The 13791-nt window shown below is 73.7% G+C and carries 13 protein-coding genes; 3 read left to right on the plus strand and 10 right to left on the minus strand.

Features of this window, described 5'->3' with window-relative positions; all coding sequences use genetic code 11:
• The 5 genes from Q3W71_RS05210 to Q3W71_RS05230 all read right to left on the minus strand — a co-directional run bounded on the left by Q3W71_RS05210 (position 1) and on the right by Q3W71_RS05230 (position 4671).
• On the minus strand, positions 1-636 hold the full coding sequence (locus tag Q3W71_RS05210; RefSeq protein ID WP_302918122.1) for a M15 family metallopeptidase: 636 nt from the start codon (positions 634-636) through the stop codon (positions 1-3).
• Entirely contained in the window at positions 633-1772 is a 1140-nt protein-coding gene (locus Q3W71_RS05215) for a D-alanine--D-alanine ligase family protein (RefSeq protein ID WP_302918123.1), read from the minus strand. The genes Q3W71_RS05210 and Q3W71_RS05215 overlap by 4 nt, the downstream gene beginning before the upstream one ends.
• Positions 1769-2794 carry a threonine/serine dehydratase gene (locus tag Q3W71_RS05220; RefSeq protein WP_302918124.1) on the minus strand — a complete coding sequence of 342 codons (1026 nt, stop codon included), beginning with the start codon at positions 2792-2794 and terminating at the stop codon, positions 1769-1771. The genes Q3W71_RS05215 and Q3W71_RS05220 overlap by 4 nt, the downstream gene beginning before the upstream one ends.
• 162 nt (positions 2795-2956) lie before the next feature.
• Positions 2957-4009 (minus strand): HAMP domain-containing sensor histidine kinase, encoded by a 1053-nt coding sequence (locus Q3W71_RS05225; protein WP_302918125.1) that lies wholly within the window; start codon positions 4007-4009, stop codon positions 2957-2959.
• On the minus strand, positions 4006-4671 hold the full coding sequence (locus Q3W71_RS05230; protein WP_302918126.1) for a response regulator transcription factor: 666 nt from the start codon (positions 4669-4671) through the stop codon (positions 4006-4008). The genes Q3W71_RS05225 and Q3W71_RS05230 overlap by 4 nt, the downstream gene beginning before the upstream one ends.
• 238 nt (positions 4672-4909) lie before the next feature.
• On the opposite strand from Q3W71_RS05230, the gene Q3W71_RS05235 reads away from it, so the two are divergent.
• The 3 genes from Q3W71_RS05235 to Q3W71_RS05245 are packed head-to-tail and all read left to right on the plus strand — an operon-like array spanning position 4910 to position 8104.
• A complete protein-coding gene (locus tag Q3W71_RS05235) occupies positions 4910-6211 on the plus strand; it encodes a GAF domain-containing protein (RefSeq protein ID WP_302918127.1) in 1302 nt (433 codons plus the stop codon).
• A 43-nt stretch (positions 6212-6254) separates the two neighbouring features.
• A complete protein-coding gene (gene adh, locus Q3W71_RS05240) occupies positions 6255-7760 on the plus strand; it encodes an aldehyde dehydrogenase (protein WP_302918128.1) in 1506 nt (501 codons plus the stop codon).
• A complete protein-coding gene (locus Q3W71_RS05245) occupies positions 7760-8104 on the plus strand; it encodes a DUF779 domain-containing protein (RefSeq protein WP_302918129.1) in 345 nt (114 codons plus the stop codon). The genes adh and Q3W71_RS05245 overlap by 1 nt, the downstream gene beginning before the upstream one ends.
• A 93-nt stretch (positions 8105-8197) precedes the next feature.
• Here Q3W71_RS05245 and Q3W71_RS05250 read toward each other — a convergent pair whose 3' ends face one another.
• The 5 genes from Q3W71_RS05250 to Q3W71_RS05270 form a co-directional block, all read right to left on the minus strand.
• The gene (locus Q3W71_RS05250) at positions 8198-9043 is read right to left on the minus strand and encodes a DUF559 domain-containing protein (protein WP_302918130.1); all 846 of its coding nucleotides are present in this window, start codon (positions 9041-9043) and stop codon (positions 8198-8200) included.
• Positions 9044-9257: 214 nt separating this feature from the next.
• Positions 9258-10271, minus strand: coding sequence for an agmatinase (gene speB / locus Q3W71_RS05255; protein ID WP_302918131.1), 1014 nt, complete (start codon positions 10269-10271; stop codon positions 9258-9260).
• Complete coding sequence (locus Q3W71_RS05260) at positions 10268-11470, minus strand: saccharopine dehydrogenase family protein (RefSeq protein WP_302918132.1); 1203 nt, start codon at positions 11468-11470, stop codon at positions 10268-10270. Before Q3W71_RS05260 ends, speB begins: the two co-directional genes overlap by 4 nt.
• On the minus strand, positions 11470-12891 hold the full coding sequence (locus Q3W71_RS05265) for an FAD-binding oxidoreductase (RefSeq protein ID WP_302918133.1): 1422 nt from the start codon (positions 12889-12891) through the stop codon (positions 11470-11472). Before Q3W71_RS05265 ends, Q3W71_RS05260 begins: the two co-directional genes overlap by 1 nt.
• Positions 12888-13739, minus strand: a complete 852-nt coding sequence (locus Q3W71_RS05270; protein ID WP_302918134.1) for an ABC transporter permease — start codon at positions 13737-13739, stop codon at positions 12888-12890. Before Q3W71_RS05270 ends, Q3W71_RS05265 begins: the two co-directional genes overlap by 4 nt.
• Positions 13740-13791 lie beyond the last annotated feature (52 nt).

Here is a 13791-nt window from a genome sequence, read left to right on the forward strand (position 1 = left end):
TCACACCGGGCCGTAGCGGGTGTGCGGGGCGCCGGTCAGCAACGCCCAGTACCGGTCGCCGTAGGACCAGTGCCACCACTCGGTCGGGTAGTTCACCAGGCCCGCCCCGCGCAGCGCGGCACCCATGATCCGCCGGTGTCGCCGCGCGGTCGCCGAGACGGCCGGCGAGTCGGTGAAACAGGCGTCGGCGCTGGCCTCCGGGGTGGCGTCGACGGCGGTGCCCAGGTCCAGCTCGACCCCGTCCTCGGTGCACAGGGTCAGGTCGACCGCCCCGCCGGTGCTGTGCGGTGCCACCTCGACCGGCGAGACGAACTTGGTGGTCTCCCGGTGCAGCCGCTCCGGCGACCAGTCCGGGTGCGCCCGGCGCAGTTCCTCCCGGTAGCCGGTGAAGATCTCCAGCTGGGCCCGGTACGGGCGGTACCCCTCGACGACCAGCAGGCGCAGGCCGGCCGGCAGCGCGCGCTGCGCGGCCAGCAGCCGGTCCGCGACCCCCCGCCGCACCCGGGCGTACGCGCCGGCCGGGTCGGCCGCCCGGCTGTCCAGCCGCAGTTCCGGCAGGTCGCGCAGGTCCACCAGCGGGTCGCCGTCGTCGGCGCTGGGCACGGCCGCCACCCGGGGATCGGCGAGCAGGATCATCGCGCCACCCCGGTGACGGCGCCGGCGGTGGCGGAGCGCTCCGCGTGGCGGGCGAAGGCCAGCTCCACCAGCCGGTCCACGATCTCCCGGTAGCCGACGCCGACCGCCGCCCAGACCTTCGGGTACATCGAGTGCGCGGTGAAGCCGGGCATGGTGTTCAGCTCGTTGACGTAGAGGTCGCCGGCCGCCTCGTCGTAGAGGAAATCGACCCGGGCCAGTCCCCAGCCGCCGATCGCGGCGAACGCCCGCAGCGACAGCTTGCGGATCCGGTCGGTCACGTCCTCGGGCAGCGCGGCCGGGACGACCATCGGGTCGGCGTCGCCGAAGTACTTCTGCCGGTAGTCGAACCAGCCGCCGGAGACCCGGACCTCGCCCACCGCCGACGCCTCCGGCCGCCACCCGCCGAGCACCGCGCACTCCAGTTCCCGGCCGGTGACGCCCTGCTCGACCACCACCTGCTGGTCGTGGCGCAGCGCCTCCTCGATCGCGGCCGCCAGGTCGTCCCCCTCGGCCACCCGGGAGATGCCGATCGACGAGCCCATGCTGGCCGGTTTGACGAACAGCGGCCGGCGCAGCCCCAACACCAGCTTCTCCGGGTCGTCGATCGTCCGGTACGTCTGCGCGTCGAATGCCACGTGCGGGGTGATCGGCACCCCCTCGGCCCGCAGCGCCCGCTTCATCGCCACCTTGTTCATGCCGACCGCGGCGGCGAGGATGCCGCACCCCACGTACGGCACGCCCAGCGACTCGAGCAGTCCCTGGACCACCCCGTCCTCGCCGAACGGGCCGTGCAGCACCGGGAAGACCACGTCCAGTTCGGCGTGCACCGCGCCGGACGCGTTCGCCGCGGTCACCACCGCCGTCGCGGGCCGGCGGCCCGGCCGCAGCTCGACCGGCGGCCCGGTGACCGTCAGCCGGTCGTCGATGGCCCGGTCCGCGCCGGCGCCGTCGCGCAGCTCCGCCAGCACGGCGTCCGGTACCAGCCGCAGCCCACCGGTGCGGGTCACCCCGATGGCGACCGTGCGGTAGCCACCGCCGGCCAGGGCCCGGGCCACGCCGAGGGCCGAGGCGCAGGACACCTCGTGCTCCGCGGACGGGCCGCCGAACAGGATTCCGATCCGGACCGGCGCGCTCATGCCGCCACCCCTTCCACGCTCGTGACCTCGGCGAGCCGGTGGGCCGCCAACCGGGCCACCAGTTCCGCCTCGACATTTCCGCCGGTCAGCACGACGCCGACGGTGTGGTGCCGGCCGTCGGCCGCGATCCGCAGCGCCCCGGCCAGGCCGGCCGCTCCGGACGGTTCGGCCAGCACCTTCAGCTCCAGCAGGAGCAGCCGGAACGCCTCGGCGATCCGCTCGTCGTCGACCCGGACCACCCCGCGCAGCGCGGTGCGCAGGATCGCGAACGGCAGCTCGCCGACACAGGCCGGGCGGAGCCCGTCGGCGATCGTGGGCGCCGGCGGGACCGGGGTCGGCCGGCCGGCGGCCAGGCTCCGGGCCAGCGAGTCGCAGCCGACCGGCTCGACGCCGTACACCTCGATCGGGCGGCCGGTGGCGGCGAGGCAGGCGCCGGCGGCCCCACCGCCGCCGCCGACCGGCAGCACCAGCGCGTCCAGCGGGGTGCCGGCCCGCTCGGCGTCCTCGATCAGCTCCAGGCTGGCGGTGCCCTGCCCGGCGATCACGTCCGGGTGGTCGTACGCGTCGACGACCGGGTGGCCGGTGGCGGCGCTGAGTTCGCGGGCCAGCGCGAGCCGCTCCTCGGCGGTGTCGGCCAGCACGATCCGGGCCCCCGCCGCCCGCGCCCGGGCGACCTTGGTCGGCGCCGCGTCCGCCGGCAGCACCACGGTGGCGGACATCCCGTGCCGGCGGGCCGCCAGCGCCACCGCCACCGCGTGGTTGCCGGTGCTCTGCGCGACGACGCCGCCGTGCCCGCCGGCTTCGGCGAGCCGCCCGACCGCCAGCGACGCGCCGCGCATCTTGTACGAGCCGCCGTGCTGGAGGTTCTCCGCCTTGATCAGCACCCGGACGCCGGCCAGCCGGTCGATCGCCGGGGAGCGCAGCACCGGGGTGCGCACCACCTGGCCGGAGAGCCGGCGGGCGGCCTCCTCGACGTCGGCCCGGACCGGGCCGGCTGGGGCCGGCGGGTCGATGCGGGACATCTCGTCTCCTTCCGTTTCGTGGCCGGCGGGCGCTGGGCGCCCGGCCGTACCGGGTCGCAGGTCGGGCGGCACCGGTTTTCGGGCACGCCGGATGTAGGGGTGCCGCGTCGCGCGGCCCCCGACGAGGGGCGTGGCTGGATGTGTGCCGGCCGGTCGGCCGGGTCAGTGCGGCAGTCGGACCTCGACCCGCAGGCCGCCGTACTCGGCGGGCCGGGCGGCGATGATGCCGTCGTGCGCCTGGGTGATCGAGCGGGCGATGGCCAGGCCGAGGCCGGCGCCGCCGCCGTGGCCGGTACGGTCCGCGGCCAGCCGCCGGAACGGCTCGAAGAGGCCGGCCACCGCCTCGGCCGGCACGAACTGGCCGGTGTTGACCACGGTCAGCGCCGGGGTGTCGCCGACCGCGACGGTGAGGGTGCCGCCGGGCCGGTTGTACTTGATCGCGTTCTCCACCAGGTTGCTGACCAGGCGCTCCAGCAGCACCCGCTCCCCAGGCACCACCCGGGGCGTGAGGTGGCTGTCGACCGTCACGCCCGCCTCCCGGGCCCGGTCCTGGTAGCCGGCCAGCACCCCGGCCACGATCTCGTCGAGCCGCTGTGGCGTACGCGAGCGCAGGCCCTGGTCGCTCTCGCTGAGCGTGAGCAGCCCTTCGATCAGCCGCTCGTTGCGCTCGTTGGTCTCCAGCAGTTGGGCGGTCAGCAGCTCCGTCTGCTCACCGGTGAGCGTCCGGGCCATGCCGACCTCGATCAGCGTCCGCTGCACCGCCAGCGGGGTGCGCAGCTCGTGCGAGGCGTTCGCGGCGAACCGCCGCTGCCCCTCGTACCCGGCGGAGATGCGCTCCATCATGTCGTCGATGGCCCCGGTCAGCCGGGCCAGCTCGTCCCGGCCCGGCCGGCGGATCCGGTGGCCGAGGTTCTGCGGGCCGACGTGGGCGATCGGCTCGGCGAGGTCCCGCACCGGGCGCAGGCACCAGATCGCGGCGGCCCAGATCGCCACCACCGCGGCCACCAGCACCGCGAGCATGATCAACGGGTACAGGGCGACGCCGAGGTCGCGCGCCGGCTGGCACACCAGCCCCGACCCGGGCAGCGGCAGGTCACAGAACTCCCGGCCGCGCAGCCACACGGTGGCCAGCAGCCACTTCTCCAGGCCGGGCCGGAAGTAGCCGACGAGCAGCGCGAGCACCCCGACCAGCAGGATGCGGCGGCGCGGGGTCACTCCGGGCCGCCGATCCGGTAGCCGGCCTTCGGCACGGTGTGCAGGACGGCCGGCTGGCCGAGCTTCTTGCGCAGCGTCATCACGGTGACCCGTACGGCGTTGGTGAACGGGTCGGCGAACTCGTCCCAGGCCTGTTCCAGCAGCTCCTCCGCGCTGACCACCCGGCCGCCCGCGCGCATCAGCACGTGCAGCACCGCGAACTCCTTCGGGCTCAGGTTGAGCGGGTGGCCGTCCCGGGTGGCCACGTGCCGGGCCACGTCGAGCACCACCCCGTGCCGCGCCAGCACCGGCGGCAGGGCGGGTGCGGAGCGCCGGCCGAGCGCCTGCACCCGGGCGACCAGCTCGGCGAAGGCGAACGGCTTGGTGAGGTAGTCGTCCGCGCCCAGCCCGAGCCCCTCCACCCGGTCCCGGATGCCGGCCGCCGCGGTGAGCAGCAGCACCCGGGTGCCCGCGTCCGAGTCGGCGATGCTGCGGCACACCTCGTCGCCGGTGCGCCCGGGCATGTCCCGGTCCAGCACGGCGACGTCGTACCGGTTCACCCCGACCCGCTCCAGCGCGCCGTCGCCGTCGTAGCAGACGTCGACAGCCATGGAGAGGCGGCGCAGCCCCTCGGCGACCGTGTCCGCCAGCAACCGCTCGTCGTCCGCCACCAACACCCGCACGCTTGCTCTCCCCGTGGTTCCTCGTTGTCCGGAACACCGTCTCAGGCTGGAGTTAAGGGTTCTGTAAGCACCCGCCGGAGCCATCCTCCACGGCGGCGATCCCGGGACAAACGCCCGTGAGCCGGACGGGTGCGCTTGCCGCCCCGGTACGCCGTCTGGGGCGGTCCGTCCCCGGTCCGCGGCCGCACTTGGCGATCCGGGGTGAGCTGCGTCACGATGGGGCGCGAGGAGGTCGCCGATGGCCGACCCGTGGCTCGCCCTGGAATTCGGCGTCGATCCGGCGGAGCGGATCGCGCAGGTCGGTGCCGCCCACGAGGCGTTCCTCGCCGGTGGGCCGGAGGCGGCCCGGCGTACCGACCGGCGGCTGCGGGAGGTCGTCGCCCACTCCTGGCGCCGCTCGGCGGCGCTGCTCGATCCGGAGACCACCCCACCGGTCGAGCTGACCGACGACGCGCTGGAGAGCTATCGCGCCGGCCACCCCCTGGCCCGGGTGCTGCCGCTCTTCCGCGACCTGCTCGGCGGCATCGCCCAGGACGGCGCGCACCTGATGGCGGTCTGCGACGCGCACGGGCGCCTGCTCTGGGTGGAGGGGCATCCGGGGGTGCTCCGGCACGCCGAGCGGATGAACTTCGTGCCCGGGGCCCGCTGGGACGAGCCGCACGCCGGCACCAACGCCCCCGGCACCGCCCTGGCCATCGACCACAGCGTGCAGATCTTCGCCACCGAGCACTTCAGCCGGCGGGTGCAGCGGTGGACCTGCGCCGCCGCGCCGATCCACGATCCGGCCACCGGGCGGCTGCTCGGGGCGGTCGACATCACCGGCGGCGACCACCTGGCCAACCCGCAGAGCCTGGCGCTGGTCCGGGCCACCGCCCGGGCGGCCGAGGCGCAGCTCGCCGCCGACCGGCCGGTCGAGCCGGGCGTGGTCACCGTCGCCGCGCTCGGCCGGGACGAGGCGGAGCTGCGGGTCGACGGGCGCCGGATCCGGCTCGGCCGCCGGCACAGCGAACTGCTGGTGCTGCTGCTCGACCACCCCGAGGGGCGCACCGGCGAGCAGCTCGGCCTCGACCTGTACGGCGACGACCGGCTGCACCCGGTCACCCTGCGCGCCGAACTGTCCCGGTTGCGCCGCATCCTCGGCCCCGACCTGCTCGACTCCCGGCCGTACCGGCTGCGCGGCACCGTCCGGGCCGACTTCCGTACCGTCGGCGAACTGCTGGAACGCGGCGATCCGGCGGGCGCGCTCGACGCGTACGCCGGACCGCTGCTGCCCGGCTCGGACGCACCGGGAGTGACCCGGCTGCGCCGGCTGGTCGACGGCCAGCTCCGCGCGGCCGTGCTGGCCACCCGGGACCCGGCGCTGCTCGCCGCCTGGACCGCGACGCCCGCCGGCGCCGACGACCTGACCGCCTGGCAGGCGCTGGCCGCGGCGTCGCCGCCGGGCGCGCCGCGCCGGCCGCTCGCGCTGGCCCGGGTCGACCAGCTCGCCCGGGAGTACGACCTGCCGCGCGCAACGTTGCTGCAACGTCCCGGAAACTAGCTTCTCCGCCGTCAACCGACCCGATCGGACGGCGGAGGTAACCATGCCGCGCTACGACGCGCCCACCCACTGGCAGTCCCGCTACGACCACTTCATCGGCGGCGAGTACGTCACGCCGCACTCCGGCCGCTACTTCGAGAACCCCACCCCGGTCACCGGGCAGACCTTCTGCGAGGTGGCCCGGGGCACCGCCGAGGACGTCGAGAAGGCGCTCGACGCCGCGCACGGCGCCGCCGACGCGTGGGGGCGCACCCCGGTCGCCGAGCGCGCGCTGATCCTCAACCGGATCGCCGACCGGATGCAGGAGAACCTGGAAGCCCTGGCGGTCGCGGAGACCTGGGAGAACGGCAAGCCGGTCCGGGAGACCCTGGCCGCGGACATCCCGCTGGCGATCGACCACTTCCGGTACTTCGCCGGGGCGATCCGGGCCCAGGAGGGCTCCCTCGGCGAGTTGGACGACGACACCGTCGCCTACCACTTCCACGAGCCGCTCGGCGTGGTCGGGCAGATCATCCCGTGGAACTTCCCGCTGCTGATGGCCACCTGGAAGCTCGCCCCGGCGCTCGCCGCCGGCAACGCGGTGGTGCTCAAGCCGGCCGAGCAGACGCCCGCGTCGATCCACTACTGGCTCTCGCTGGTGGCCGACCTGCTGCCGCCCGGCGTGGTCAACGTGGTCAACGGCTTCGGCGTCGAGGCGGGCAAGCCGCTGGCGTCCTCGCCGCGGGTGGCAAAGGTGGCGTTCACCGGCGAGACCACCACCGGGCGGCTGATCATGCAGTACGCCAGCGAGAACATCAAGCCGGTCACCCTGGAGCTGGGCGGCAAGAGCCCGAACATCTTCTTCGACGACGTCAGCGCCGCCCGGGACGACTTCTTCGACAAGGCGCTCGAAGGGTTCACCATGTTCGCCCTCAACCAGGGCGAGGTCTGCACCTGCCCGTCCCGGGCGCTGATCCAGCAGGGCCACTACGCCGACTTCCTCGCCGCGGCCGTGGACCGGACCAAGGCGGTACGCCAGGGGCACCCGCTGGACACCGACACGATGATCGGCGCGCAGGCGTCGAACGACCAACTGGAGAAGATCCTGTCCTACCTGGACATCGGCCGGCAGGAGGGCGCGAAGGTGCTGACCGGCGGCGCGCGGGCCGACCTTGGCGGCGAACTCTCCGGCGGGTACTACGTGGAGCCGACCATCTTCGAGGGCGACAACTCCATGCGGATCTTCCAGGAGGAGATCTTCGGCCCGGTGGTGTCGGTGACCTCCTTCGCCGACCTGGACGACGCCGTGAAGATCGCCAACGACACGCTCTACGGGCTGGGCGCCGGCGTGTGGACCCGGGACATCAACACCGCGTACCGGGCCGGGCGGTCGATCCAGGCCGGCCGGGTCTGGACGAACTGCTACCACGCCTACCCGGCGCACGCGGCGTTCGGCGGCTACAAGCAGTCCGGCATCGGCCGGGAGAACCACAAGATGATGCTGGAGCACTACCAGCAGACCAAGAACCTGCTGGTCAGCTACTCGCCCAAGAAGCTCGGCTTCTTCTGATGGGTGACGTGGTGGCGGTGACGCCGGCCGCGGCCGAGCTGATCCGGTCGCTGCGGGAGCAGCACGGGCCGCTGATGTTCCACCAGTCCGGCGGCTGCTGCGACGGCAGCGCCCCGATGTGCTACCCGGCCGGCGAGTTCCGCACCGGCTCGTCCGACGTCCTGCTGGCCTCGCTGGCCGTCGACGGCGTTCCCGAGCCGGTCGAGTTCTGGATGTCCGCGGCGCAGTGGGAGCTGTGGAAACACACCACGTTGACCATCGACGTGGTGCCCGGCCGGGGCAGCGGCTTCTCCCTGGAGGCCCCCGAGGGAGTCCGCTTCCTCACCCGCTCCCGCCTCGCCTAACCCCTCCCGGTCCCCCGCGATCTTGCACTTTGGGCCGTAGAGACGCGACGAATGCCCGGAAAGTCGGGGCAGAAAGTGCAAGATCGCGGGGAGCTAGGAGAGGGCGGCGCGGATGGTGGTGATGATGTGGTGGGGACGGCGGTAGAGGTCCTGGTCGGTGAAGTAGCGCATCCGCCAGCCATTGGCGTCGAGCCAGTTCACCCGCTCCCGGTCGCGCCGAAGGCGCTCCCGGTCCAGGTGGGACATTCCGTCATATTCGATGCCGATCCTGCGCTGCCGATAGCCCAGATCAAGCCGGTACCGGCGGATGCCGTACGAGTCGTACACCCACAGCTGCGGCTCGGGCGGCGGCAGCCGGCCGTCGAGCAGCACCAGTCGCAGCTGGCTCTCCTGGCGACACTCCGCCCGTCCGTCCGCCAGCGGCACGAGATCGCGCGCCTGCCTCACGCCCCGCAGGGATCGGTGGGCCGGCAACTCCGCCGCCAACTCGTCGTGCGTCACGGCTCCGCACCGGAGAGCGGCGTCGAGCACCGGCAGGGCGTCGAGCCGTCGCACGGTGCGGGTGAGGTCGACCGCGCAGCGGGCGGCCGGAACGCACGGCACTCCGCCGACGAGAACGGGTTGCACGGGTAGGACTGAATGGTGAACGACCAGCCCGGGTAGCCGAGGCCGGGGCACATGGGGTGGTAGCTGGATGTGGACCTGGTTCTCCCGCAGCACCCCGAAGCCGTGACGACGTGCCGCACTCTGCCGGGTCAACGCGGCGCCCTCCGGCAGGCACATCAGGAGTGCCCGCAGTTCGTCCTCATCCCCGCAGGGCTCGGCCGCGTAGATCCCTCTCCGCACCCGGATCAGCTCCTCCTTGCTGACCCGCGTCCGGATGCGCTTCACGGTCAGGCTCCGCAACAAGTCCTCGACGCGCCACAGCTGAGTCGCCACGCCGGGCAATATGCCGAACCCCCACCCCCGCCCGCCCCCTTCTCACCCACCCCTGTGGACAACCCACCCCCCTGTGGACAACCCCCACCACCCCCACCCCTCTGCTACACGCCACCCGCCCTTCCTCCGCGATCTTGCACCTAAGGCCCTAGATTTGCCCGAGATGGCCCGATAGGTCGGGGCAGGAAGTGCAAGATCGCGGGAGGAAGGGGGGTCAGCGGTCGTCGAGCAGGGGTTGGCGGGGGTTCCAGGGCGGGCCGCCGGCCGCGTCGTGGCGACGGCGGGCGATGGCCGACAACGCCTCCAGCACCACCCGGTTACCCAGGTACGCGGTGATGTCCGCGTGGTCGTACGGCGGGGCCACCTCGACCACGTCCACGCCGACCACTGGCAGCTCGTAGCAGCACCGGCGGACCGCGTCGAGCAACTGGCGGGAGGTGAGCCCGCCCGGCTCCGGGGTGCCGGTACCCGGCGCCATGCCCGGGTCGACCACGTCCACGTCGACGGAGAGGAAGACGCCCTCGCACTCGTCCACCGCGATCCCGAACGCCTCGGTCAGGCACTCGTCCAGGCCGCGCGACACCAGCTCGGTCATCTCGTACGAGCGCATCCGCTGGTCGGCCATCCAGCGCAGGGTCGGCGGGTCGGGCCAGTAGCCGCGCAGGCCGATCTGGAGGAACCGGTCGCCGCGCACCGCGCCGGACTCGATGAGCCGGCGCATCGGCTGGCCGTGCCCGTGCAGCGAGCCGAACTCGATGTCGCCGGTGTCGGCGTGCGCGTCGAAGTGCACCAGCGACACCCGGCCGAGCCCGTGGTGCCGGGCCACCCCGGTGGCGTCGGGTAGCGCGATGGAGTGGTCGCCGCCGAGCACGATCGGGATCGCCCCGGCCGAGGCGACAGTGAAGACGGCGGACTCCAGCGCGGCCAGCGACCGCTCGATGTCGCCGGAGAACATCTCCACGTCGCCGGCGTCGTACACCCGCAGGTCGCGCAGCCCGTCGACGCGCAGCGCGAGCGACGGGCGGGAGCCGTCGTGCGGCAGGTAGCAGGCCTGCCGGATGGCGGACGGGCCGAACCGGGTGCCGGGCCGGTGCGAGGTGCCGCCGTCGAAGGGCGCGCCGACGACGACCACGTCCGCGTCGGCGAACGTGGCCGGCTCGTCCAGCGTGCAGCGGGGCACCCCGAGGAAGGTGACGTCGGGGCCGAACATCGGGCCGTACCGGCTCATCGCTCCTCCATCCCCCACGGTGAACCGTAGCCGCTGAGCAGGTCCAGGAACGGCCTCGGCGGCAGCGCCTCCGGGCCGAGCACCCCCACCCCCGACCACGCGCCGGCGGCCAGCAGTTCCAGCGCCACCACCGGGTTCACCGCGGTCTGCCAGACCACCGCCTGGTGGCCGTACTCGGTCATCGACCACTCGTTGTCGACCACGTGGTAGAGGTAGACCTCGCGCGGCCGGCCGTCCGGGCCGGTCCCGCGCACCCAGGTGCCGGCGCAGGTCTTGCCGCGCATCCGGTCGCCGAGGGTGGCCGGGTCGGGCAGGCAGGCCGCCACCACGTCGCGCGGGGACACGGAAACCGCGCCGACCCGCACCGGCGCGGTCGCGTCCAGGCCGAGCTTGTGCAGCGTCTTGAGCACCTCGATGAACTCGTTGCCGAGGCCGTACTTGAAGGTGACCCGCCTGGCGTCGACCCAGCGCGGGATGAGCAGCACCTCCTCGTGCTCGACGTTGACGCACTCGACCGGCCCGATCCCGCCCGGGAACCGGAAGACCTCGGGCTCGGAGAAGGGCGGGGTGGTGTACCAGCCCCGGCCGGCCTCCCAGACCACCGGTGGGTTGAGGCACTCCTCGATGGTGGTCCAGATGGAGAACGACGGCGCGAAGTCGTAGCCGTCCACCGTCAGGTTGGCCCCGTCCCGCACCCCGATCTCGTCGATCTCGGCGAACAACTCGTCGGCGGCGTACCGGGCGAAGACGTCGGACAGGCCCGGCTCGACGCCGATGCCGCAGAGCGCCAACCGCCCCGCCGCGGACCACTCGTCCGCGACCGCGAACTGCTCGTCGCCGAGCTTCACGCCGGTCTCGGCGTACGGCCGATCGGGGTGCGGTCGGGACAGCGACATGGCCATGTCGAGGTAGTCCGCGCCGGCCGCGAACGCCCCGTGGAAGATCGGCATGACGAAGCGCGGGTCGACCGCGTTGAGCACGTGGGTGATCCGGTGCTCCCGGCAGAGCGCGGCCACCGCGTCGGCCGAGGAGGCGTCCACCGTGGCGGCGACGAACCGGTCACCGTGCCCGGCCACCGCCCGGGACGCCCGGCCGGGGTCGTGGTCGGCGACCACCATCCTGTCGAAGAAGGTACGGCGGGCGGCGATGGCGACCGCGGCGGAGCCGACCCCGCCGGCGCCCACGAGCAGGATGCGCATCAGGAATCGAACCCCAAACCGAAACGATCGAGCGTACGGAGCCAGAGGTTGCGCCGGCCCTGCCGCCCGTCGGCGCGGGCCAGCGACCAGCGGGTGAGATTGATGCCGACCGCGCGGGCCGGCTCGGGCGGGAACGGCAGTGGCTTGCGGCGTACCAGGTCCAGCCGGGTCAGCGGGGTCTCCGCGCCGCCGAGCAGGTCGAGCATCACCCGGGCGGCGAACCGGGTGGCCCCGACGCCGAGCCCGGTGAACCCGGCCGCGTACGCCAGCCGGCCCTCGTACGCGGTGCCGAAGAACGGGCAGAACCGGGTGCAGGTGTCGATCACGCCGCCCCAGCGGTGGCTGAACCGCAGCCCGTCGAGCTGCGGGAAGGTGGTGAAGAAGTGCTCGGCGAGGGTGCAGAAGGTGTCCCAGCGCTGCTCCAGCGACGGGGCCATCCGGTTGCCGAAGTGGTAGACGGCGTCGTAGCCGCCGAAGAGGATCCGGTTGTCGGGGGTGATCCGGTAGTAGTGGAACTGGTTGGCGGTGTCCGCGAGCCCCTGCCGGTTCGCCCAGCCGATCGAGCGCCGCTCGTCGTCGGCGAGCGGCTCGGTCATCAGCGCGTAGTCGTAGACCGGCACCACGAAGGCGCGCAGCCGGCGCAGCAACGGCGGGAACGCGTTGGTCGCCAGCACCACCCGCCCGGCGCGGACGCTGCCCGGGGCGGCGTCCCGGCCACCGGTGGTGGTGGCCCGCAGCGCCGCGCCGTCGCGGCGCAGCCCGGTCACCCGGGTGTGCTCGACGATCCGCACCCCGACGCCCAGGCAGGCGCGGCGCAGCCCCCAGGCCAGCTTCGCCGGGTCGAGCAGCGCCGTGCGGTCCCGGTCCCACATCCCGCCCAGGTACGTCGGCGAGTTCACCTCGGCGCGCACCTGGTCGGCGTCGAGCAGCCGCACGTCGTGGCCGTACCGGCGGCCCAGCTCCGCGTCGGCGGCCAGCCCGTCGAGCTGGTACGGCTCGACCGCGACGGCCAGTTCGCCGGTGCGCTCGAAGTCGCAGTCGATGCCGTACTCGGCGACGGTCGCGGCGATGGCGTCCAGGTTCTCCCGGCCGAGCCGCTCCAGCACGTCGATCTCGTCCGGGAAGCGCTCGACGCCGTTGGCCAGCCCGTGGGTGAGCGAGGCGGCGCAGAACCCGCCGTTGCGCCCGGACGCCGCCCAGCCGCAGGTGCCCGCCTCGACCAGCAGCACGTCCCGCCCGGGGTCGGCCCGCTTGGCCAGCAGCGCGCTCCACAGCCCGGCGTACCCGCCGCCGACCACCAGCAGGTCGGCGCTGTCGGAGCCGGTCAGCGGCGGCAGCGGGTCGGGCCGTTCCGGGCGGTCCAGCCAGTACGGCACGGGCGCCGCGTCGGCCAGCGCCCGGCCGGGATGCGGCCCGGTCATGACGGTCGCCGCGCCGGCCCGGTGCCCGCCGCCACCCGCAGGGCGGCGCGGCGGCCCCGCCGGCCGCGCAGCATGCTGGCCAGCACCAGCAGCAACGCGATCACGAACATCGCCGTGCCGATGACGTTGACCTGCGGCGGGATGCCCCGCTGGGCGGCGCCCCAGACGTACATCGGGAACGTGACGGTGGTGCCGGCGTTGAAGTTGGTGATGATGAAGTCGTCGAACGACAGCGAGAAAGCGAGCAGCGCGGCGGCCACGATGCCGGGCATCACCAGCGGCAGGGTGATCCGCCGGAAGGTCTGCCACTCGCTGGCGTAGAGGTCCATCGCGGCCTCCTCCAGCCGGGAGTCCATCCCGGCCAGCCGCGCCTTCACGGTGACCACCACGAACGACACGCAGAACATCACGTGCGCGATGACGATGGTCCAGAACCCCTGCGGCACCCCGGCGGAGACGAAGAGGGCGAGCAGCGAGGTGCCCATCACCAGTTCCGGGGTGGCCATCGGCAGGAAGATCAGCACGTTGATCCCGGACCGGCCGCGGAACCGGTGCCGCACCAGCGCGAACGCCATCAGGGTGCCGAGCACCGTGGCGACCACGGTGGCGATGAACCCGATCTGGACGCTGCGCACCACCGCGTCGCACATGTCCGAGGTGGCGCACGGGTTGCGCCAGTTGTCCAGGGTGAACTCGTGGAAGTCGTACGACAGCCGGCTGGACGGGCGGTTGAAGGACAGGCCGGCCACCACGGCGATGGGCAGGAAGAGGTAGCCGAGCACGAGCAGCCCGACGCCCAGCACCCAGTGGTCGGCCAGCCAGCGACCGATGCGGTGGGCCACGGTCACTGAGCCCCCCTTCCGTTCGCGACTGCGGGGCTCGGCCGCGCTGCGTTCCTCG

Source organism: Micromonospora sp. C28SCA-DRY-2 (assembly GCF_030519475.1).
Classification (GTDB): Bacteria; Actinomycetota; Actinomycetes; order Mycobacteriales; family Micromonosporaceae; genus Micromonospora.

Coding starts and splice junctions, on each gene's coding strand:
- Q3W71_RS05260 (WP_302918132.1), bottom strand. CDS start 11,470: ATGCGCATCCTGCTCGTGGGCGCCGGCGGGGTCGGCTCCGCCGCGGTC.
- Q3W71_RS05235 (WP_302918127.1), top strand. CDS start 4,910: ATGGCCGACCCGTGGCTCGCCCTGGAATTCGGCGTCGATCCGGCGGAG.
- Q3W71_RS05210 (WP_302918122.1), bottom strand. CDS start 636: ATGATCCTGCTCGCCGATCCCCGGGTGGCGGCCGTGCCCAGCGCCGAC.
- adh (WP_302918128.1), top strand. CDS start 6,255: ATGCCGCGCTACGACGCGCCCACCCACTGGCAGTCCCGCTACGACCAC.
- Q3W71_RS05215 (WP_302918123.1), bottom strand. CDS start 1,772: ATGAGCGCGCCGGTCCGGATCGGAATCCTGTTCGGCGGCCCGTCCGCG.
- speB (WP_302918131.1), bottom strand. CDS start 10,271: ATGAGCCGGTACGGCCCGATGTTCGGCCCCGACGTCACCTTCCTCGGG.
- Q3W71_RS05220 (WP_302918124.1), bottom strand. CDS start 2,794: ATGTCCCGCATCGACCCGCCGGCCCCAGCCGGCCCGGTCCGGGCCGAC.
- Q3W71_RS05245 (WP_302918129.1), top strand. CDS start 7,760: ATGGGTGACGTGGTGGCGGTGACGCCGGCCGCGGCCGAGCTGATCCGG.
- Q3W71_RS05265 (WP_302918133.1), bottom strand. CDS start 12,891: ATGACCGGGCCGCATCCCGGCCGGGCGCTGGCCGACGCGGCGCCCGTG.